This is a genomic window from Xanthomonas hortorum, assembly GCF_024339125.1.
Classification (GTDB): Bacteria; Pseudomonadota; Gammaproteobacteria; order Xanthomonadales; family Xanthomonadaceae; genus Xanthomonas; species Xanthomonas hortorum.
On record NZ_CP101417.1, the window covers coordinates 4,777,391 to 4,798,452 of the forward strand.

Here is a 21,062-nt window from a genome sequence, read left to right on the forward strand (position 1 = left end):
GGAGCGCACTGGTGCGCGATGAGGCATCACTGGGAGAGCTTCATCGCGCGCCAGCGCGCTCCTACCGAACGACCGTGCTTTAGCCCTCCTGTGCGACCAGCTCGGCCAGCTGCACGGCGTTGAGCGCGGCGCCCTTGCGGATGTTGTCCGAGACGATCCACAGATTCAGACCGCGCGGATGCGACAGGTCCTCACGGATACGGCCGACGAACACCGCGTCCTTGCCAGAGGCGTGCGTGACCGGGGTCGGGTAGCCACCCGGCTTGTGCTCGTCGATGACTTCCACGCCCGGCGAAGCCTCCAGCAACGCGCGCGCCTCCACAGCGGTGATCTTGTCGCGGGTTTCGATCGCCACCGCTTCGGAGTGACCGTAAAACACCGGGACACGCACCGCAGTGGGATTCACCATGATCGTCTCGTCGCCCAGGATCTTGCGGGTCTCCCAGACCAGCTTCATCTCTTCCTTGGTGTAACCGTTGTCCTGGAAGTCGTCGATGTGCGGGATCAGATTGAAGGCGATCTGCACCGGGAAACGCTGCGGTTCGATCTGCTGGAAGCCCAGCAGTTCGCTGGTCTGCTTGCCCAGTTCTTCCATCGCCGAACGCCCGCCACCGGAGACCGACTGATAGGTCGCCACATTGATGCGCTCGATGCCGTACTTGCGATGGATCGGGCCGAGCGCGACCAGCATCTGCATGGTCGAGCAATTGGGGTTGGCGATGATGCCGCGCGGGCGCTGCTTGAGCGCTTCGGGATTGACTTCCGACACCACCAGCGGCACATCGTCGTCGTAACGGAAGGCGGAGGAATTATCGATCACCACCGCGCCGGCGGCGGCGAACTTGGGGCCGTATTCCTTGGACACGCTGCCGCCCGCGGAGAACAGCGCGATGTCCACGCCGGTGGGGTCGAAGTCGGCCAGATCCAGCACATCGACCTTGCCGCCGTTGAACTCCACCTGCCCGCCGGCCGAACGCGACGACGCCAGCGCGTACAGGGTGGCGACCGGGAAATTGCGCTCGGCCAGGATGCTCAGCATGGTCTCGCCGACAGCGCCGGTGGCGCCCACGACCGCGACGTTGAAACGACGGTTTTCGTTGCTCATGAGATTGTCTTTATCGAAATAGGAAAGAGGGGAACGCGCTTGCGCAGTGGGTTCGGGGAACCTCCAAAGCTGGCCGCGGAGGTTCCCTATCGTTTGGTCGTGGTGGTTTTGGTCGCGCCGGTTTTGATCGCTTCGCCATCGCTCGCGCCCACGCGCGCACCGCCCTGTTTGGCAGCGGCAACCGCATCGACATTGAGTGCGCTTGGCGGATGCCCGGCGTTGGGGCCGTGGCCCAGCGCGGCGATCAGGTTGTCCACCGCCAGCTGCACCATGGCGCGGCGCGTGGCCAGGCTGGCACTGCCGATATGCGGGGTGAGCACCACGTTGCGCAAGGCCAGCAACTCGGGGCGTACTGCAGGTTCGCCTTCGTAGACATCCAGGCCGGCACCGGCCAGCCGCCCATTGGCGAGCGCATCGGCCAACGCGATTTCATCGACCAGGCCACCGCGCGCGATGTTCACCAGCGTGGCGGTGGTGCGCATCTTGCCCAGCGCTTCAGCATCGATGATGTGGTGCGAGGCCTTGGTGTACGGCAGCACCAGGACTAGGTGATCGGACTGCGCCAGCAAGGTGTCGAAATCCACGTACTGCGCGCCGAGCGTTTGTTCGGTCTCGGCCGGCAACTGGCTGCGGTTGTGATACAGCACGCGCATGCCGAAACCGTGCGCACCGCGGCGGGCGATGCCCTGCCCGATCCGGCCCATGCCCAGAACACCAAGCGTGCTGCCGTGGATATCGGCGCCGAGCATGGTCTTGAACGACCACTGCCCCCACTGCCCATCGCGCAACCAGCGCTCGGATTCGGTGATGCGACGCGCGGTGGCCATCAGCAAGGCAAAGCCGAGATCGGCAGTGGTTTCTGTCAGCACGTCCGGCGTATTGCTGGCCAGGATGCCGGCCGCACTCAGCGCATCGAGATCCAGATTGTTGTAGCCCACACCGACATTGGCGATGGCGCGCAGCTGCGGTGCGGACGCGATTTCTGCCGCACCGATACGCTCGTTGAGAGTAATCAACGCACCATCCAGCGATGCCAGCTGCGCAGCCAGATCGGCCGGCGAATAGGCAGTGACGCGCGCGGTGGTGATCAGCTCGAAATGCTCGCCCAACTGCGCGACGACATCGTCGAACAGGGGCTGGCTGACCCACACCTTGGCGCGCCGCGACTCAGACATCGAGTTGACCGGGAATACGCGGCGACACTTCGCCGACATCGCCGCACTGGGCGCGATGACGCAAGGCCTGATCCATCAACACCAACGCCATCATCGCCTCGGCGATCGGGGTGGCGCGAATGCCCACACAGGGGTCATGGCGCCCGGTGGTGATCACATCTACCACTGCGCCTTCCGCATCCACGGTCGCGCCAGGCAGGCGCAGGCTCGAGGTCGGCTTGAGCACCATCGAAGCGGTGATCGCCTGGCCAGTGGAAATGCCACCCAGGATGCCGCCGGCATGGTTGCTGAGAAAGCCTTCCGGGGTGATCAGGTCGCGGTGTTCGGTGCCCTTTTGCGCGGCGCTGGCAAAGCCGTCGCCGATCTCCACGCCCTTGACCGCATTGATGCTCATCAGCGCAGCAGCCAGTTCGGCATCGAGCTTGCCGTAGATCGGCTCGCCCCAGCCCGGCGGCACGCCGCCGGCGACAACGTCCACGCGCGCGCCGACCGAATCGCCGGATTTGCGCAGCGCATCCATGTAGGTTTCCAGCTCCGGCACCTGCTCGGCATGCGGCCAGAAGAACGGATTGTCTTCGACCGCATTCCAGTCGAAACCGGTCGGGCGAATCTCGCCCAGCTGCGATAAAAAGCCGCGCACCAGCACGCCGTAGCGCTGCTTGAGCCACTTCTTGGCAATGACGCCGGCAGCCACGCGCATGGTGGTCTCGCGCGCGGACGAGCGCCCGCCGCCACGCGGGTCACGGATGCCGTACTTCTGCCAATAGGTGTAGTCCGCATGCCCGGGGCGGAACTGCTGGGCGATGTTGCTGTAGTCCTTGCTGCGCTGATCGGTGTTGCGGATCAGCAAGCCGATCGGCGTGCCGGTGGTGCGGCCTTCGTAAACGCCAGACAAGATTTCGATCGCGTCAGCCTCGCGGCGGGCCGAGGTGTGCCGGCTCTTGCCGCTGGCACGGCGCTGCAGATCGTGGGTGAATTCTTCCGGCGCGATCTCCAGGCCCGGAGGGCAGCCGTCGATGACGCAGCCGATCGCCGGCCCATGCGATTCGCCGAAGGTACTGACCGTCAACAAGCGACCAAAACTGTTACTGCCCATGACGGCATCCTCTCAACAATGCAGCAGGTGACGTGGCGCGCAAGATGCGCGGCAGATGACGTGCCGCCACCAGCATCGGCGCCACTGCCAACAAGCCGCTGAACACCAGCACAAACACATCCAGCGCGTCACGCCCGCTAAGCAGCCAATCGGCAAGCAGGTACAGCGCAACGCCGATTCCGACCAGCAGGCCGAGTGCCACGATCAGCGTGCGGCGCCGATGCGCGCGCAAGGCCGCATCCGAACTAACAACCACGATCCATGCCGACACCAGGCCGAAAAACGCCATTAGGCCAAAACCAATCTCCGCCGCCGCGCTCAACCAGCGCTGAGTCGAAGGGCCGCCGTACATCGGGTCGAACAAGCGATACACCACGTCGAGCAAGCCGAGCGGAATGCCCACACCGAAGATGGACACCGGCACCAGCAACAGGAGATCGCTCAGCTGCGGCCGCGGTGTGGACGACTCAGCGTACACTGGCCAACTCGGTGATGCGCGCAGCATGCGCGATCAATTCGCGGCATTCCACCGCAAAGATGCCCATTTGCCCGACCTTGAATTCGACCCAGGCAAAATCCACTTCCGGCAGCAGCTTGATCAGATGCTGCTCTGATTCGCCCACTTCGCAGATCAGCAAGCCGTCTTCGCTGAGATGCTGCGGCGCATCGCGCAGGATCTTCAGCACCAGGTCCAGGCCATCGTCGCCCGCACGCAAGCCCAGCTCCGGCTCGTAGGAATACTCCTGCGGCAGCGCGTCGGTTTCGTCGTTGGTGACGTACGGCGGATTGGTGACGATCAGGTCGTACTGGCGACCGCCCAGCCCGGCAAACAGATCCGACTTGAGCAAAGTGACGTTGTCGGCGTGCAGGCGTGCCTTGTTTTCGGCCGCCAGTGCCAGCGCGTCGTCGCTGATGTCCACGCCGTCCACGTCCCACTGCGGGTTGTAGTGGCCCATGGCGATCGCGATACAGCCCGAGCCGGTGCACAGGTCCAGCGCACGGGTGACTTCGCGGCCGCCCAGCCAGGGCTCGAAGCCGGCTTCGATCAGCTCGGCGATCGGCGAGCGCGGCACCAATGCGCGCGCATCGCTCTTGAAACTCAGGCCGGCAAACCAGGCCTCGCCAGTCAGATACGCCGCCGGCACGCGCTCGCTGATGCGGCGCTCGAACAAGCCCAGTACCTGCTCTTTTTCCGAGCGCAGCAGACGCGCCTGGCCGTAGGCCGGGCCGAGATCGTGCGGCAGATGCAGGCTGTGCAGCACCAGCTGGGTGGCCTCGTCCAGCGCATTGTCGTAGCTGTGGCCGAAGGTCAGACCGGCTGCATTGAAACGGCTGGTGCCGTAGCGGATCAGGTCGATGATGGTGTGCAGTTCGTCGGCCGCGGCGGCAGTCATGGCAACAACTAAAGAGGAATCGGCCCACGATTATAGAGGTCGGATCGGTATCATGAGCGTCCGTTGCAGTGGAAACCGCCATGTTCAATCGCAATACCGGCATCGTGCTGCTGGTGGCGCTGGCCGCCGGCCTGGGGCTGTTGCTGGGCCAGAAGTTCCTCGGCGCCGCGCCCAGCTCGCCGTGGCCGCCCACCAAGACCATCACCTTCTATCCGCAGCCACGCACCCTGCCGCAGTTCAGCCTGCGCCAGTCCGATGGCACCCAGCTGGTGCCCGGTGAGCTGAAAGGGCATTGGACGCTGGTGTTTCTGGGCTTCACGTTCTGCCCGGATGTGTGCCCGACCACCTTGACCGATCTGGCGGTGGCACAGCAGCAGTGGGCAAGCATTCCGGATGGGCTGCGCCCGCGCGTGCTGTTCGTGTCGGTGGACCCGCAGCGCGATCCGCCCGCCCGCCTGGGCGAATACGCGCATGCCTTCCACAAGGACACGCTGGCGGCCACCGCCGATGTGCCAGCGCTGGAGCGCTTCGCCACCGCGCTGGGCTTCGTGTTCCAGAAGGTGCCGGGCAAGGGGTTCGCGCAGAATCCCAACGACTACAGCATGGATCACTCGGCCGGCATCGCCGTGCTCGACCCACAAGGCCGCCTGGCCGGCTTGATCCGCCCCCCGCTCGACCCGAAGGCGATTGCCGCCGACCTCCAACAGCTGACCAAGGTAACCGCTCCGTGAGTCTCGTCACTTCCCTGACCTACGTGCTGCCGCATCGGCTGTTGTCCTCGATGGCGCGCGCGTTGGCCTATTCCGACACGCCGTCCACCAAGCAATGGTTGATCGACACGGTGACGCGCAAGTTCGGCGTGGACCTGAGCGAGGCATTGGAGCCGGATCCGCGCGCCTACCCCACCTTCAATGCGTTCTTCACCCGTGCCTTGAAGCCGGGCGCACGCGTGCCCGATGCCGACCCCGCAGCCGTGCTGATGCCGGCCGATGGCCGTATCAGCCAGCTTGGCCCGATCGAGAACGGCCGCATTTTCCAGGCCAAGGGGCAGTCGTTTACCGCTGCCGAACTGCTGGGCGATGCCGAGGTAGCGCTGCCGTTCAACGACGGGCTGTTCGCCACCGTCTATCTCTCGCCCAAGGACTACCACCGCGTGCATATGCCGTGGACCGGCACCTTGCGCGAAACCGTGCACGTGCCCGGCCGTTTGTTCAGCGTGGGCCCGGATGCGGTACGCAACGTGCCGCGCCTGTTCGCCCGCAACGAGCGCCTGGTGTGCCACTTCGACACCGACTTCGGCCCGATGGCCTCGGTGATGGTGGGCGCGCTATTGGTGTCCGGCGTGGAGACGGTGTGGAGCGGCGTGGAGATTCCGCGCTATGGCGATCGCATCACGCGTAAGGATTACCGCGGCAAGGGAATCGTATTGGAGCGTTTTGCGGAGATGGCTCGCTTTAACTACGGATCTACCGTGATCGTGTTGCTGCCGCCAGGTGTCGCGAAGCTCGAAGCTGGACTTGCTGCGGAGACATCGGTTCGCTTAGGACAATCGCTCGCACTTCGCCAGACAAGCTGATTACAGCGGCGCGTTGACACCTCCGGCTTCACACCCAACGCGGCAAAACGCGGCAATCGGCGAATGCGGCGAGCGACTCCGCCGCTGTAGGAGCGGGCCTGACCGCGACGGGCATTCTCGATGACGTTCGTGCACCAGCACGATTCACTCCGAATGCGGCGATCGGCAAATGTGGCTAGCGATGCCGTTGTAGGAGCGGGCCTGGCCGCGATGAGGACTTCTCGATGACGTTTCGTGCGCTGGCGCGTTTCGCACTCCCAGCCTCCAATTTAGAGCGCGCCCACCCACCCTAGAGCTACCGGGACGGCTTCATCGCGGGCAGGCCCGCTCCTACAGGAGTTGGGTCCAGCCCGCAGCTCGCCGACGCAATATCGCCCGCGCTGGTCAGCGATCGCAGCCGGCCAGCTTGATGCTCTGCCCCGGCTTGAGCGCATAGCCCGGCGCCTTCAAGCGATTGGCCTTGGCCAGCTCCTTGATCTCGCACTGGTACTTCTGCGCCACGCGGCCGAGCGTGTCGCCCTTGGCGACGGTGTAGCTGCGCGCCTGCTTGGCCTTGGGCTTGGCGACCACCGGCTGGCCGGTGGCCACGGTAGTCGGCACGCCGGCCATCGGGCTGACATCGCCCACTGCCACGCTGGGCACGTACTCGGGGGCGCTGCTGCTGCGCACGATCGCGCTGTTGAGGTCGGCAGTGATCAAGGTGCGCGCCAGGTCCGCACGCGGGCCGTTGACGCAGTAGCGCGTGTACAGGCTGGCGATACGGTTGGTGGCATTGATCACGGTGCCGGCCGGAATCCAGCCATCGGATTCGTAGCGCGGATTGAGATTGCGCAGTGCACGCATATAGCCGTCGCGCGTGCCCATGCTGCCCAGGCAGATGGTGAGCTCGTAGATGGTCGTCGACTTGGCGAGCTTGAGCGTGGCCGGCTGCGCATCGAGCTTGGCGAAGTCCACGCCGTACTGGCGCGGGTGCAGGAAGATCCAGGCCGCGGCGATCACCATCGGCACGTAGTCCTTGGTTTCGGCCGGGAACTGGTTGTACACGTCCTGTTCCCAGAACCCGCGCCCGCCGCTTTGTGAGAACACGCGCGCCGCGCGGCCTTCGCCACCGTTGTAGGCGGCCAGCGCCAATTCGATGTTGCGGTTGAGCCCGGCCATGCGCTCGTTGAGATACGCGGCACTGGCTTCGGCGGCGCTGCGTGCATCGAAGCGCGTATCGAACCCGGTGCCGTCCGGGCCCAGCCCGAAACGACGCCCGGTAGCAGGCATGAACTGCATCAGCCCGGCCGCGCCGGCACGCGAACTGGCGTGCACCTTGCCATTGGATTCCTTGGCCATGATGCCGAACAGCAGCGCTTCGGGCAGGCCGCGCTTCTGCCATTCCGGCCACATCACCCCGCGCAGGTTGCTGTAGTTCTCGTAGCTGGTCAGCAGCGCCGGGCGCATGTCGGTGAGCCAGCGGCGGATACCGGCCTGCACCGCCGGGTTGTACTGCACCATCTTGTCGAAATCGTGGCGCTGGTCGTTGAGCAGCGTGGCCGCACGTGCGGCTTCTGGCACGCCGTTGTTCGCCGGGCCCAAATGGTCCGGGTCGGCCTGCAGCAAGCTGTCGTCGTCTTCCGGGTCTTCGGCGGCCGGGGCCTCGGCGTCTGCGCGCGCCTTCAGCAGGCGCTTGTAGGTGGCCAGCTGATTGGCGACCAGGCAGCCGCGCTGCTTGATGCAGGCGTCGATGACGTCTTCCATGTCCTCCAACGCGGCATCGCCTTCGGCAGTGCCCTTGGGGTCGGAGTTGTTCACCAGCACCAGCGCGTCGCGGTAGCGCTTTTCTGCGGCGGCCATGCGGGTATCGAGCACGGCGGCTTTCTCCGTGTCGCGTTTGGAGATGGCATGGGCAGCGGGGACGACAGACATCAGCGCCACCAGTGCCAGGACCGGCCATGGGCGCAAAGCAAAATGAGCGAGCGGCATCGTAGGCAGTACAGCGGAAAGGCAGGCAGGGTAGCCGCCGGGGCGACACCGGGGCAAGGCGGCACCGCCGGCAGGGTCAGTGGGCCGTTAGATTGATCGATGGATTAAGTGGTTGGAATGGCTGCTGGCTGGTTCCCGTGAGTCGCGCCCGTTGCTCCTGCGAGTTGCCCGGCGGCATGGCTCTTTGACGTCTCGCGCCAGCATGCGGACTCGCTGTGCCACCACGATGCCCCACCGGGATTGCCGGCGAGCATTGCCAGATAGAATCGCGTTTTCCCCACCCGGATCTGCGCAATGGCCTCGTTCCTGCTCGGCAAAGGCGTCACCGACGACATCGCGGTGATGCTGGAAGGACGCTTCGGCAACCGCCACGGCCTGGTCGCCGGCGCCACCGGTACCGGCAAGACCGTCACCTTGATGACCCTGGCCGAAGGCTTCTCGCGGCTGGGCGTGCCGGTGTTCCTGGCCGACGTGAAAGGCGACGTGGCTGGTCTTGCAGTGGTAGGCGACGGCGCAGCCGGCGTGTTGCAGCGCGCCACGGAAGTGGGCATCACCGATTACGCGCCGGCCGCCAACCCGGTGGTGTTCTGGGATCTGTACGGCAAGCTAGGGCACCCGGTGCGTACCACCGTCAGCGAGATGGGCCCCACCCTGCTCGCGCGCATTCTGGAACTCAACGACATCCAGTCCGGCGTGCTGGACATCGTGTTCAAGCTGGCCGACGACCGTGGACTGCTGTTGCTGGATCTGGACGACCTACGCGCGCTGCTGGCGTTGGTGGTGGAAGAACGCAAGGAGCTGTCCACCAGTTACGGGCTGGTCTCCAGCCAATCGGTGGCCGCGATCCAGCGCTCCTTGCTGCGTCTGGCGCAGGACGGCGGCGAGCAGTTCTTTGGCGAACCCGCACTTGAGCTCGCCGAACTGATGCGCGTGGCACCGGACGGCCGCGGCGTGATCGGCATCCTGGCGGCCAACCAACTGGTACTCAAGCCGAAGCTGTATTCCACCTTTTTGCTGTGGCTGCTGTCGGAACTGTTCGAGCGTTTGCCCGAGGTGGGCGACCTGGAACAGCCCAAGCTGGTGTTCGTCTTCGACGAAGCGCATCTGCTGTTCGACGACGCGCCCGCCGCGCTGGTGCAGCGTATCGAACAGGTGGTGCGGCTGATCCGTTCCAAGGGCGTGGGCGTGTACTTCTGCTCGCAGTTTCCCGACGATATTCCGGACAACATCCTCGGCCAGCTCGGCAATCGCGTGCAGCACGCGCTGCGCGCCTACACCCCGCGCGACCAGCAGGCGGTCAGGACCGCGGCGCAGACCTTCGTCGCCAATCCCAAGCTCGACGTGGCAACCGCGATCTCCGGCCTGGGCACCGGCGAGGCGCTGGTGTCGCCGCTGCAAGGCAAGGGCGTGCCCGCGCCGGTGCAGCAGACCCTGATCGCCCCACCGCGCTGCCGCATGGGCACCATCAGCGAGACCGAACGCGCGCAGGTGCGTGCGGCCAGCCCAGTGGGCACCCGCTACGACACCGCCATCAACCGAGAATCGGCCGCCGAACTGCTCGCGCGCCGCGTCAAACAAGTGGCCGAGCACAACGCCGCACCACCGGCGCGCACCCGCGAGGATGACGACGCGCAAGACAGCGGCTTTGGCAAGGCGGTCAAGGACGCGGTGTTCGGCACCAGCCGCCGCCAGGGCATGCTCGAAGCGATGGCCAAGCAGATCTCGCGCACGGTGGGCAACAAGATCGGCCAGCAGATCGTGCGCGGTATTTTCGGCAGTATTTTTGGTGGGAAGCGCTGAGGGGCCACACACACAAAAAGACAAGACAACACCAATGAGCAAGGACGCAACAATACTGCTGTTCCGCTGTCTGACTGCAAGCACGGTTATTTGGGCGGCAACGGCCACTGCCCGGCAACCAGCTCCAACTGACGCGTGGCCGCTACAACAGCAGCACCTGCTTACCGGCCGCTATACCGGCAAACTGCAGCCCTACACGCAAGACTGCCAAGCCGTCCGCGCCGATCTTGTTCTCCACAAGACAGGAAAACCAAGCGACAACAGCCGACGCTACACATTGAAGACGACCTGCATCGCTGGCGCCGCGCGACATGCCGCACCCAAAACCATGGTCGGATCCTGGTGGGTTGACCAGATAGGCGGCAGCTGCCTAATGCTCAGCTTCGAAGACCCCAATGATCCGATGATCGGACCCAATATCTACGGGTTTCGCATCGAACAAGACACCGTCTCCGATCGCCATGCGCATCGCACCGACTACGCCCTGGCCCAGGATGGCCACAATTGCCACAGCGGTAATCCGCCAGAGGATCAGGACAAAGTGCTGCGACGTGTGCGCTGATCTTTGAGCATGGATTCATGATGCGGTGAGTTGCGCGCCTTTGCACCCAGCACTACTCAAGAGCGGAACCTGCACTCGGCACGTTTTGCCACGCAAGCAACAAGAATCGCTTGCGTCGACCGCCGCAAAATTCAGGTCTGCGGCAGCGTCGTATCTGTGCGCAAGCGCATTGCATGCAAATAGCGACACGCTGAGGAACCGCCAAAGACAAACGTTCGCGCGGCGCACGAGATCGTGCTACGCCAACACGCCATGCAACTTGGCGTATTGCAGCAACATGATGGTCTTGGCATCGGCGATGTCGCCTGAACCGATCATCGCCAGGGCTGTATCGAGCGGCAGTTCCAGCACCTCGATCTCTTCGCCGTCTTCTTCGACACCGCCGCCGTCGCTGACCTTGTCGCCATCGAAGTATTCGCCGACGAAAAAGTACAGGCGCTCAGTGACTGAGCCAGGGCTCATGAACGCCTCGAACACCTTGCGCACGTTGTCGATGCGATATCCGGTCTCTTCTTCGGTTTCCTTGCGGATGCAGGTCAGCGCATCGTCCTGGTCAAGCAAGCCGGCGCAAGCTTCGATCAGCATGCCGTCCGCATTGCCGTTGAGTAGCGTCGGCAGGCGAAACTGGCGGGTCAGCATCACCGTCTGTTTGGCACGACTGTAGAGCAGGATCGTGGCGCCATTGCCGCGATCGTAGGCCTCGCGCGACAGGGTCTGCCAGCGGCCGTCCTTGCGCTGAAAATCAAAGGTGACCTTGCGCAGCACATACCAATTGTCCGACAGCACATCGATGCTGCGAATGCGAACCTGCGGGTTGCCGGTGGCGGATGGATTCAAGCGACACTCCTTGTGATGCGAGCGACGGTGGTGCCACGAACGTGGCGCGTCTGGTCGCTCGAAAGATCCGCAGTGACTGCGGCGGGTCGACAGTCTACCGATCACCAAGATCCGGAGCATTACGTCATCTACTAAAGCACTGCACGTGTCGCATATCGACATGTAAAGGCCTGCATTGCGATCAGTACGTACTAGGCCAATGATTCCACGCTGCCGGTCATTCAGACCGCGACGCGGCACTGTCGACTGAAGCACGGAAGTGCGTACGTCATCAGGATGACGAACCGCACGACCGCGACGTCGGCAATGCTCGCGCGACCGGCAATGTGTCGCGACCACATATCCATACGCAACGCCGGCACCGCTTTGCAAACCCTCTAAGGATGGTCTGATCAACGGCATCGGAGGATGAGCCTAACCACATCGACCAGGCTGACGGCGCTCAGATCCTCGATTTTTTTGCCGTTTCCGGCGCGTTTGCAGGGTGTTGCCCGGGTTACAGGCGCACGTTCCCCATCGTCGGCAGTAACTGCTTTCGCTTCATCCACAGGTTCGATAGCGCAAACAAGGTCAGCACCTGCGCGGTGTTCTTGGCCAGGCCGCGATAGCGGACCTTGGTGTAGCCGAACTGGCGCTTGATCACCCGGAATGGATGCTCCACCTTCGCGCGCACGCTGGCCTTGAAGTGTTCCCAACGTCTTTCCCGAGCACGCTCGCGTTTGTTGCCGAGGGCTTGCATCGTCGAGGGCCTGGCGGCGATGAAGAATGCAGCCTTGCAGGCCTGCAGTTCTTCGCGTTTGTCCGCACCGGTGTAGCCGCTATCGCCGAACACGCTGTCTTCTTTGCCATGCAGCAACGTGTGCATCACCGTGACATCGGCGACGTTGGCGGCTGTGCAATGGACGTGGTGCACCAACCCGGAAAATTCATCCACGCCGATGTGCGCCTTCATCCCGAAATACCACTGATTGCCCTTCTTGGTCTGATGCATCTCAGGGTCGCGCGCGTTGTCGGCATTCTTGGTCGAACTGGGCGCCGCGATCAGCGTCGCATCGACGATCGTGCCCGACCGCAGGCTCTGGCCCTTGCGCGCCAGATGCGCGTTGACCGCTTCCAGCATCCGCGCGGCAAGGCCATGGGTCTCCAGCAGGCGCCGAAAGTTGAGAATCGTGGTCTCGTCCGGAACGTTGTCCAAGCCACCGAGCTGGGCAAACCGCCGCAAGGTCGGGATCTCGTGCAGTGCTTCTTCCATCGCCGGATCGCTCAGCGCATACCACTGCTGCAGCAGATGAATCCGCAACATCGTCGCCAGTGCGTACGGCTGCCGACCTGGCCGGCCCGATACCGGATAGTGCGGCGCGATCAGACCGAGCAGTTGCTGCCACGGAACCACCTGCTCCATCTCGGCCAGAAAGATCTCGCGCCGGGTCTGCTTGCGCTTGCCCAGGCCCTCAGCGTCACCGAACGTCAGTTGCATGGATCACTCCTCAACATCAGGCGGGTAGTGTCGCGTATCTGTGGTGCGTTGTTCAGAGGTTCCCTAATTGCCATCACGTGCTCCTCGAGCCAGCCGCTTTCTTCGATAGCGCACGGCCCACTGAACCGTCGATACCGGCACCCAACCTTGGGCAGTTCGTGTCGTTCCGCATACGGCAACGCGCCAAGGCCCACCCGCTGCCGTGCATCACCGGACTCAACAGGCAGGCGCCGTTACATCCCAATTGCACGGCGACGCGCACCACCGCACAATCCCTTCACATCACACGCTTTGGGAGCGTCATGGAAGACCGTTTTCGCGCACGCAAGGTTGCAGTGCAGGCCGCGCCGGCACCGTTCTGGACCCGCATTCCCGCCATCGCCACCTACCCGCTGCGCGGTTCGGCGCTGTACGCGCTGATTGCGCTGACCCTGTGCAGCGCGCTGCTGGTGTTGCCAGGCATCCTGAAACTGCTGATCGCCGGCGTGCTGGGCATGGCGACCTACACCTATGCCTTCGACATCCTGCGCCACAGCGCAGATGGGCAAGCCGACGCACCGCGACTCGGCTACAACACGTTCGATAGCGCCGTACTCAGGCTGATTCTGCTGGCGCTTGCGCTGGGCATCGTCATTGGTGCCGCAGGCGTACTGGGCGGCAAGCCCGGCTTGACCATCGCGTATCTGGTGGTGCAGCTGTTGCTGCCCGGCATGATGATTGCGCTGGCCATCGACGGCAGCCTGCGCCGCGCACTCAACCCGGCAGTGTCGATCGACATGGCGCTGCGCATCGGCTGGCCGTACCTGGCCGCATACGGCCTGCTGTATGTGATCCAGGGCAGCGGCACGGCAGCGGTGTTCATTGCGGTGAAATATCTGCCGCCGGTCGTACGGGAAGCGACCGTTGTGATTGCCTCGATCTGGAGCCTGTTCGCCAGCTTCCATCTGATGGGCTATCTGGTGTACCAGTACCACGAAGAACTCGGCTATGTGCCCAGCAGTGGCGCGGCAGTCGAGCGCGAAGACCCGGATCAACGCCTGCTAGACGAAGCAGAGCAGTACCTGCGCGACGGACATGCCGACGAAGCCTTTCAAGCGTTGCGCGGCGCGGTGCGATCACGCGCGGTGAGCCTTGCCGTGCATGAGCTGTATCAGCGTCTGCTGCGCCAACATCATCGCAACGACGAACTGCACGAACACACGCGCCACTACATCAATCGCTTGCTGCAGGAAAAACAGGAGCGCCGTGCGCTCGCCTTGCAACGCGAAGCATTGGATAGCAATCCCGCATTTACACCGCTGACGCCTGAGCAAGCCACGCTGCTGGCCGAGCGCGCCAAGATGGCCGGGCAATTCCAGCTGGCGACCGACGGCCTGCTAGCAGCCATCGGCGCATGGCCGCGCGACGTGATGCTACCAACGTGGTCGCTCGACGCAGGGTTGCTGCTGGCCGAACGTTTCGGCCGCGATGACCAGGCGCGTGCAGTGCTGCAAAACGCCCTTGATCAGTGCGAAAACGATGCACTACGCGCGAAGCTGCAAGCGGCGCTGAAAGCGGTGGCGATTCAACCGGCTTGAGTGGCTGGCAAATTTTTTGACGGAGCTAATCGGATCTTCCGTCATCGGACAGTCTCGCGGCGTGTACTGCTCGCGACCATGCGGCCAAGGGCCCTGCAGCAAACCCGCATCACCGAGGGCGCGGTGCCCTCACCGCTCGCGGGACACGCCGTGAATCCGTCCCTGGAGGCTCGGTGGCGGCATCCATGCCGCCACACGGTCCCGCAAGCGGCGAGGACACCGCACCAGAAAGTTAGTCGGCTGCTTTATTGAAAACATCCAAACCGACCATCTCCACTGGTCCTCGCCCGCCCACCGTCGCGGGACCTTACGCGGCATGGATGCCGCGTAAGAGCTTACAAGGACGTACTTGCTGCGTGTCCTGCGATGGTGGGCGGGCAAGGGCCCTCCAGCAAACCCGCATCACCGAGGGCGCGGTGCCCTCACCGCTCGCGGGACACGCCGCAAGTACGTCCATGTAGGCTCGGTGGCGGCATCCATGCCGCCACACGGTCCCGCAATCGGTGAGGACACCGCACCAGAGAGTTGATCGGTTGCTTTGTTTAAGACCATGCATACCAACCATCCCGACTGGTCCTTGCCCGCCCACCGTCGCGGGACCTTACGCGGCATGGATGCCGCGTAAGAGCCTACACGGACGTACTTGCGGCGTGTCCCGCGACGGTGGGCGGGCAAGGGCCCTCCAGCCAAACCGCAGAGCACCCGCTCTGCAATCGATAGGCGCTAATGGTCGGTTTGTCACAGCAAGCCAGCGAGCCAAACCGGCTCACCCATTGTCGAGCAGAAAGCGCGCCTTGTTGGCTTGGCCTTGCTCCGGAAACTGCTCCAGCACAAGCTGCAACAAGCGCGTACGTTGCGCGCCGTCCTGCAGCTCGCCGTGGCGCAAGGCCAGCACGAACCAGTGCTGCGCCAACTCCGCGCGCGACGCGCTGAGTTCGCATTCTTTCAACAGCCGCTCGGCGTCGGCCAGCAACCCATTGCGCATGCACGCACCGATCAAGGCCAGCCGTGCCGGCAGCGCGCAATCAATCTTGGCCTTGCTCAACTCGGCAGCGACCGCCAGCTGGATGCGCGTCTGCTCGGCGTGATGCGTCTGCAGCTGCAACAGCGTCTGCGCATGCCGCAAGCTGTCCTGGCGATGGCCCGCGTTGCGTGCGGTGCGATAACGCGCCAGTGCCACCTCCAGATTGTGCGGCTGCTCGCCAGCCAACTCGGCTAATAGGCGCTCAGCCTCCACGTTTTCCATGCGCCCCAGATGCCGCTGCGCACGCTCCCAGCGATCGTCCACCAGCACTGCATCGCTCTCTTCCATGAAGGCGGGACGAGTGCGCCGCAGCAGCACCAGCAAGGCACCGAGCAGCGCGCCACTGACCAACCCGCCGGCATGCGCCTCGAAGGCGACCGCGGCATTGTCGCTCGACAACAGGCTGTACAGCTCCCAGCCCAACCATAGCGGCAACAGCAGAATCGCCGGGCCGCGCACATAGTTGAACACCACGAAAAACCAGTAGAAAAACCGCACTTTGCGCCGGCCCCAGACCACGCAGAACGCGCCCATCAATGCCGCGATCGCACCGGATGCGCCCAACCCGCCGCCTGGCTCGCCCCAGCGCCACCACAGGCTGGCCGCGCTGGCGCCGAACCCGCCGAGCAGATACAGCAGCAGAAACCAGCCGCTGCCGATCGCCCCTTCCAGCAAGGTGCCAAGCGCCAGCAGGAACAGCATGTTGCCCAGCAGATGATCGAAACTGCCATGCAGAAATGTCGCCGTCAGCATCCGTGCCGGCGACCACTCCGAGCTACGCTGCAGATGGCGCAGCGTAAATACCTTGGAAAGGCGCGCGTCGTAGGGCGCACGCAATACGCGCCATTCGCGCAAACGCTCCTCGTCCTTGAACAGCGTGCCGCTGCGCAATGCCTGCGCGAACGCCACATCGTTCATCGTCAGATGCGCCAGATACGCAATGCGTTGGCGTGTGGGCACGCTGTCCAATTTGGCTTTGCGCGCGGCGCGGAGCTTGGCGTCGCGGGTTTGCTCCAGATAGCGCACATGGGCTTGCGCCTCCAACGCACCCAGCCCCGAGTCGACGTAATAGCGCACCGCATTTTCGACCAAAGCGTCGTCCTTGCGCTGATAGCCCAGGTAGACCGCCGCATTGATCAGCACCAGCAGCAGCGTCACCCAAGGAATGTTCTGGCGCGACCAGGTTTTGTGCAGCGGCATCAGTAGCATGACGGCGTCCGTGTCCGAGAACGCAAAGCTTCGCTGTGCGGCGGCAGATGCGCAAGCAGGTCATGCGCGCTAGCATCGCGTCCCCGCCGACCGACACACCGCCCATGAGCCGCTGGCGCCCGCCTGCCGAAAAAAGCACTGCGCTGATCACGCCCGATGGCCATGCCCGGCTCAAGGCCGAGCTGGAAGATCTCTGGCGCGTGCGTCGGCCAGAGGTGGTGCGCGCGCTGGCTGCAGCCGCCGCAGAAGGCGACCGCTCGGAGAATGCCGAATACACCTATCGCAAGAAGCAGCTCGGCGAGATCGACCGCCGTGTGCGTTATCTGAGCAAACGGCTGGAAGCCCTGCGCGTGGTGGATACCGCGCCGACCGACCCGCGCGCGGTGTTCTTCGGCGCGCAGGTCGAGCTGGAAGACGCCGACAGCGGCGACCTGCTGCACTACCGCATCGTCGGTCCGGACGAAACCGACGCCGGACGCGGCTGGATCAGCATCGACTCGCCGCTGGCGCGCGCGTTGCTGAAAAAACGCGTGGATGACGAATTCGAAGCGCAGCTACCGTCCGGCAAGCACACCTTCGTGGTGGTGTCGGTGGATTACGCGAGCCAGTAGCCGCGTGATCGCCATCCGCTGACGTGCAGGAGCGCACTTGTGCGCGATGGGGCGTTATCGATAACGCCTCTTCGCGCACAAAGTGCGCTCCTACGGACCGCGGTGTCCCGACACCTGACCGGTTACACCATCTGCAGATTCAACGACCGTCCTTGCTGGATCGGGGCATTGGCCGGCAATGCATCGCCGAACAGATCGTGCTCATCGCTGTCGGTGATCTCCACATCGACCAGGTCGCCGATCTTCAACTTGAGCTCGCCGCCGTTCTGGATATGCACCAGGCCGTCGATTTCCGGCGCGTCCGCGCGCGAACGGGCCACGGCGATATCGTCTTCAATCAGGTCGACCAGGCATTGCTGCACGCTGCCGATCTTGGCTTCCAGCCGCGCGGCGGAAATCTCTGCCTGCTTGGCCATGAAACGCGCCAGCCGCTCCTGCTTGAGCTCTTCCGGCACCGGATCCGGCAATGCGTTGGCGCTGGCCCCTTCCACTGGCGAATACGCGAACGCACCGACTCGATCGAGCTGGGCCTGATCCAGGAAGTCGAGCAGGGATTCGAACTCGGCATCGGTCTCGCCGGGGAAGCCGACGATAAAGGTCGAGCGTACGGTGATCTCGGGGCACATCGCCTTCCAGCGCTGCACGCGCTCCAAGGTCTTTTCCACCGCACCGGGCCGCTTCATCAGCTTGAGGATGCGCGGGCTGGCGTGCTGGAACGGGATGTCCAGGTACGGCAGCAGCTTGCCTTCGGCCATCAGCGGAATCACATCGTCCACGTGCGGGTACGGATAGACGTAATGCAGGCGCGTCCACACGCCCAGCTCCGACAAACCTTCGCACAATGCCTTCATGCGGGTCTGGTACATGCGGTCGCGCCACGGGCGCTCGACGTACTTCAGATCCACGCCATAGGCCGAGGTGTCCTGCGAGACCATCAGCAACTCCTTGACCCCGCCGCGCACCAGGCGCTCGGCTTCGCGCAGGACTTCATCGACCGGGCGCGAGGCCAGATCGCCGCGCATGGACGGAATGATGCAAAAGCTGCAACGGTGATTGCAGCCTTCGGAAATCTTCAAGTACGCGTAATGGCGCGGGGTCAGCTTGATGCCGTAGTCCGGCACCAGATCCACGAACGGGTCGTGGCGCGGCGGCAATGCCGCATGCACCGCTTCCATCACGCTTTGATAGTCCTGAGGGCCGGACACCGCCAGCACCTGCGGATAGGCCTCGCGGATCTGTTCCGGGCGCTTGCCCAGGCAGCCGGTGACGATCACCTTGCCGTTGGCGTTCATCGCCTCGCCGATCGCATCCAGCGACTCGGTTACTGCCGAATCGATGAAGCCGCAGGTGTTAACCACCACCACGTCGGCGGCGTCGTAACTGGGCACGATGTCGTAGCCCTCCACGCGCAGCTGGGTGAGGATGCGTTCGGAATCGACGAGCGCCTTCGGGCAGCCTAATGATATAAACCCTATACTTCTGCTATCCGACACGACGACACCTGGCGCTATGGCTATAAAGGCCAAAGTTTACAGCTACTTGCGGTTTAGCGACCCGAAGCAGGCCGCCGGCAGCAGCGCTGATCGACAAATGGAATATGCGAGGCGCTGGGCGGCCGAGCACAGCATGACGCTCGATTCCGAGTTGTCGATGCAAGACGCTGGACTGTCGGCATACCACCAGCGCCATGTAACACGTGGCGCCCTTGGCCTGTTCCTGCAGGCGATCGATGACAGGCGCATCCCCGCAGGGTCGGTGTTGGTGGTTGAAGGGCTAGACCGCCTCAGCCGCGCGGAGCCTATCCAGGCCCAAGCGCAACTCGCCCAGATCATCAACGCCGGCATCACCGTCGTGACCGCGAGCGACGGACGCGAGTACAACCGCGAAGGGCTCAAGGCCCAGCCCATGGATCTGGTGTACAGCCTCCTGATCATGATCCGTGCGCACGAGGAGTCCGATACAAAGAGCAAACGCGTGCGCGCAGCGATTCATCGGCAGTGCCAGGGCTGGATGGCCGGCACATGGCGAGGACTCGTGCGCAACGGCAAGGATCCGCATTGGCTTCGTCTGGTTGACCAGCACTTTGAAATTGCGCCTGAGCGCGGGGAAGCGGTGCGCATTGCAGTAAGGATGTTCCGCGAGGGACACGGTGCAGTGCGAATTATGCGAACCCTGACTGATATGGGGTTGCAGATCACAAACGGCGGCAACCCCTCGCAGCAGCTATACCGAATCGTGCGGAATAGAGCCTTGATTGGGGAAAAGGTGCTGGAGGTCGACGGGCAGGAATATCGTCTGGCGAACTACTACCCTGCCCTGCTTTCGCCTGCGGAGTTCGCCGACCTGCAGCACCTGACGGTGCAACGCTCACGCCGCAAGGGCACTGGTGAGATTCCAGGGCTCATCACTGGCATGCGGATTGCCTTCTGCGGCTACTGCGGAGCGGCGATGGTGGCTCAGAACTTGATGACGCGTGGTCGCCGGGAAGATGGACGCCCCCAAGATGGCCATCGGCGCTTGATCTGCGTCAGCAACTCCCAAGGAGGCGGCTGCCCCGTCGCCGGCAGCTGCAGCGTCGTCCCGATCGAGCACGCCCTGGTGACCTTCTGCGCCGACCAAATGAACCTGTCTAGGCTTCTAGACTTTGGGAATCGCGCAGACGGTATCGTCGGCCAGCTGACCGTTGCTCGTGTGCAGGTCTCGGATACCGCGACTCGGATAGATAAGATCACCGATGCCCTACTGGCTTCGGACGCCGGCCAGGCGCCGGCGGCATTCATGCGGCGCGCACGTGAGCTTGAGGCCGAGCTGGCAGAGCAGCAGAAGCGAGTAGAGGCGTTGGAGCACGAGTTGGCGGCCGTCGCCTTATCCCCAGAGCCAGCCGCCGCGAAGGCGTGGGCATGCCTCGTCGCAGGAGTCGAGGCACTCGACTATGACGCGCGCATCAAGGCCCGGCAGCTGGTCGCCGATACTTTCGACCGAATCGTAGTGTTCCATCGCGGCAGGAAGCCGGAACGTACGCGCTCGTGGAAAGGCACTATCGACCTGTTACTCATCGCGAAGCGCGGCGGCGCCCGACTGCTTCACATTGATCGTCAGACCGGAGGTTGGCAGGCCGGCGAACAGATCGACACAACACAAATCCCGCTGCCCCCGAATATTGCGGACTGAAGCTTAGCTAGCGCGGCATCCGGGTGGCCACTTCAGCTCGGATCCTCGCCTCGTGCCGCGTGGCCCACATAACGGTGCCACGTCGCCCCTGATCGAAGCTACTGCAGTCGCGCTGGACAAAACGCGCGAAGGGCTCGCCGGGCGGCACCGGCCCCATCGCGCCCCGCCAAGGCCTGTCCCAGCGGAAGCCAGGCGGCAGCACAGGTTCATCGCCGGCATCGATCGCGCTCATGCAGCAGTAACCGACATATATATGGTGTGCTGCTGACCACCGTGCTTGTTGGCCAACTGGCTTCCGCGCTCGAGCATGGCCACGGCCTGGTCTACCACCCACCAGCGCTTCCCGCCCGCCGCGTCGACGGGATCGAGGTTTGCCTGCGGAGCATCGTGGGTCAGCGACATTGCGGGGAATCGGTCGTAGCGAGTGGTGTGGCAGCCCACTCTAGCGCGCTCCAATCTCAATTTTTCAGATGACCACGG

General features: G+C 63.9%; 18 protein-coding genes. 7 read left to right on the plus strand and 11 right to left on the minus strand.

The genetic code is table 11. The features are described from left to right. Window positions 1-79: 79 nt before the first annotated feature. The 5 genes from NMB96_RS20475 to prmB all read right to left on the minus strand — a co-directional run bounded on the left by NMB96_RS20475 (window position 80) and on the right by prmB (window position 4,770). Window positions 80-1,105 carry an aspartate-semialdehyde dehydrogenase gene (locus tag NMB96_RS20475; protein WP_023904479.1) on the minus strand — a complete coding sequence of 342 codons (1,026 nt, stop codon included), beginning with the start codon at window positions 1,103-1,105 and terminating at the stop codon, window positions 80-82. 86 nt (window positions 1,106-1,191) lie between these two features. Beyond that, window positions 1,192-2,280, minus strand: coding sequence for a 2-hydroxyacid dehydrogenase (locus NMB96_RS20480; protein ID WP_255085520.1), 1,089 nt, complete (start codon window positions 2,278-2,280; stop codon window positions 1,192-1,194). Continuing rightward, window positions 2,273-3,376, minus strand: coding sequence for a chorismate synthase (gene aroC / locus NMB96_RS20485; RefSeq protein WP_255085521.1), 1,104 nt, complete (start codon window positions 3,374-3,376; stop codon window positions 2,273-2,275). The genes NMB96_RS20480 and aroC overlap by 8 nt, the downstream gene beginning before the upstream one ends. Further along, a complete protein-coding gene (locus tag NMB96_RS20490) occupies window positions 3,366-3,854 on the minus strand; it encodes a hypothetical protein (RefSeq protein ID WP_255085522.1) in 489 nt (162 codons plus the stop codon). Before NMB96_RS20490 ends, aroC begins: the two co-directional genes overlap by 11 nt. Continuing rightward, a complete protein-coding gene (gene prmB, locus NMB96_RS20495) occupies window positions 3,844-4,770 on the minus strand; it encodes a 50S ribosomal protein L3 N(5)-glutamine methyltransferase (RefSeq protein ID WP_255085523.1) in 927 nt (308 codons plus the stop codon). The genes NMB96_RS20490 and prmB overlap by 11 nt, the downstream gene beginning before the upstream one ends. A gap of 80 nt (window positions 4,771-4,850) precedes the next feature. On the opposite strand from prmB, the gene NMB96_RS20500 reads away from it, so the two are divergent. Then, window positions 4,851-5,501 (plus strand): SCO family protein, encoded by a 651-nt coding sequence (locus NMB96_RS20500; RefSeq protein WP_006450476.1) that lies wholly within the window; start codon window positions 4,851-4,853, stop codon window positions 5,499-5,501. Continuing rightward, a complete protein-coding gene (gene asd / locus NMB96_RS20505; RefSeq protein WP_255085524.1) occupies window positions 5,498-6,346 on the plus strand; it encodes an archaetidylserine decarboxylase in 849 nt (282 codons plus the stop codon). The genes NMB96_RS20500 and asd overlap by 4 nt, the downstream gene beginning before the upstream one ends. Before the next feature lie 384 nt (window positions 6,347-6,730). On the opposite strand, the gene NMB96_RS20510 is transcribed toward asd, so the two are convergent. Then, a complete protein-coding gene (locus NMB96_RS20510) occupies window positions 6,731-8,314 on the minus strand; it encodes a transglycosylase SLT domain-containing protein (protein ID WP_023904486.1) in 1,584 nt (527 codons plus the stop codon). A 294-nt stretch (window positions 8,315-8,608) separates the two neighbouring features. On the opposite strand from NMB96_RS20510, the gene NMB96_RS20515 reads away from it, so the two are divergent. Both NMB96_RS20515 and NMB96_RS20520 read left to right on the plus strand, forming a co-directional pair. Next, a complete protein-coding gene (locus NMB96_RS20515) occupies window positions 8,609-10,114 on the plus strand; it encodes a helicase HerA-like domain-containing protein (protein WP_255085525.1) in 1,506 nt (501 codons plus the stop codon). Window positions 10,115-10,148: 34 nt separating this feature from the next. After that, the gene (locus tag NMB96_RS20520) at window positions 10,149-10,676 is read left to right on the plus strand and encodes a hypothetical protein (protein WP_255085526.1); all 528 of its coding nucleotides are present in this window, start codon (window positions 10,149-10,151) and stop codon (window positions 10,674-10,676) included. 237 nt (window positions 10,677-10,913) lie between these two features. Here the strand turns inward: NMB96_RS20520 and nudK are convergent, their stop codons facing one another. Beyond that, window positions 10,914-11,513, minus strand: a complete 600-nt coding sequence (gene nudK / locus NMB96_RS20525) for a GDP-mannose pyrophosphatase NudK (RefSeq protein WP_115040463.1) — start codon at window positions 11,511-11,513, stop codon at window positions 10,914-10,916. 496 nt (window positions 11,514-12,009) lie between these two features. Then, entirely contained in the window at window positions 12,010-12,990 is a 981-nt protein-coding gene (locus tag NMB96_RS20530) for an IS5 family transposase (protein ID WP_183086593.1), read from the minus strand. Window positions 12,991-13,292: 302 nt separating this feature from the next. Between NMB96_RS20530 and NMB96_RS20535 the strand changes: the two genes are divergently transcribed. Next, the gene (locus tag NMB96_RS20535; RefSeq protein ID WP_255085527.1) at window positions 13,293-14,567 is read left to right on the plus strand and encodes a hypothetical protein; all 1,275 of its coding nucleotides are present in this window, start codon (window positions 13,293-13,295) and stop codon (window positions 14,565-14,567) included. Between the two features lie 766 nt (window positions 14,568-15,333). Here the strand turns inward: NMB96_RS20535 and NMB96_RS20540 are convergent. Then, window positions 15,334-16,800 carry a rhomboid family intramembrane serine protease gene (locus NMB96_RS20540; RefSeq protein ID WP_255085528.1) on the minus strand — a complete coding sequence of 489 codons (1,467 nt, stop codon included), beginning with the start codon at window positions 16,798-16,800 and terminating at the stop codon, window positions 15,334-15,336. A 104-nt stretch (window positions 16,801-16,904) separates the two neighbouring features. On the opposite strand from NMB96_RS20540, the gene greB reads away from it, so the two are divergent. Next, window positions 16,905-17,411, plus strand: coding sequence for a transcription elongation factor GreB (greB, locus tag NMB96_RS20545; protein WP_104552379.1), 507 nt, complete (start codon window positions 16,905-16,907; stop codon window positions 17,409-17,411). 122 nt (window positions 17,412-17,533) lie between these two features. On the opposite strand, the gene rimO is transcribed toward greB, so the two are convergent. Continuing rightward, the gene (gene rimO / locus NMB96_RS20550) at window positions 17,534-18,904 is read right to left on the minus strand and encodes a 30S ribosomal protein S12 methylthiotransferase RimO (protein ID WP_255085529.1); all 1,371 of its coding nucleotides are present in this window, start codon (window positions 18,902-18,904) and stop codon (window positions 17,534-17,536) included. Between the two features lie 16 nt (window positions 18,905-18,920). Between rimO and NMB96_RS20555 the strand changes: the two genes are divergently transcribed. Beyond that, window positions 18,921-20,582, plus strand: a complete 1,662-nt coding sequence (locus NMB96_RS20555) for a recombinase family protein (RefSeq protein ID WP_225970111.1) — start codon at window positions 18,921-18,923, stop codon at window positions 20,580-20,582. Window positions 20,583-20,810: 228 nt separating this feature from the next. On the opposite strand, the gene NMB96_RS20560 is transcribed toward NMB96_RS20555, so the two are convergent. Further along, window positions 20,811-20,984, minus strand: a complete 174-nt coding sequence (locus tag NMB96_RS20560) for a hypothetical protein (protein ID WP_183086718.1) — start codon at window positions 20,982-20,984, stop codon at window positions 20,811-20,813. Window positions 20,985-21,062: the final 78 nt, after the last annotated feature.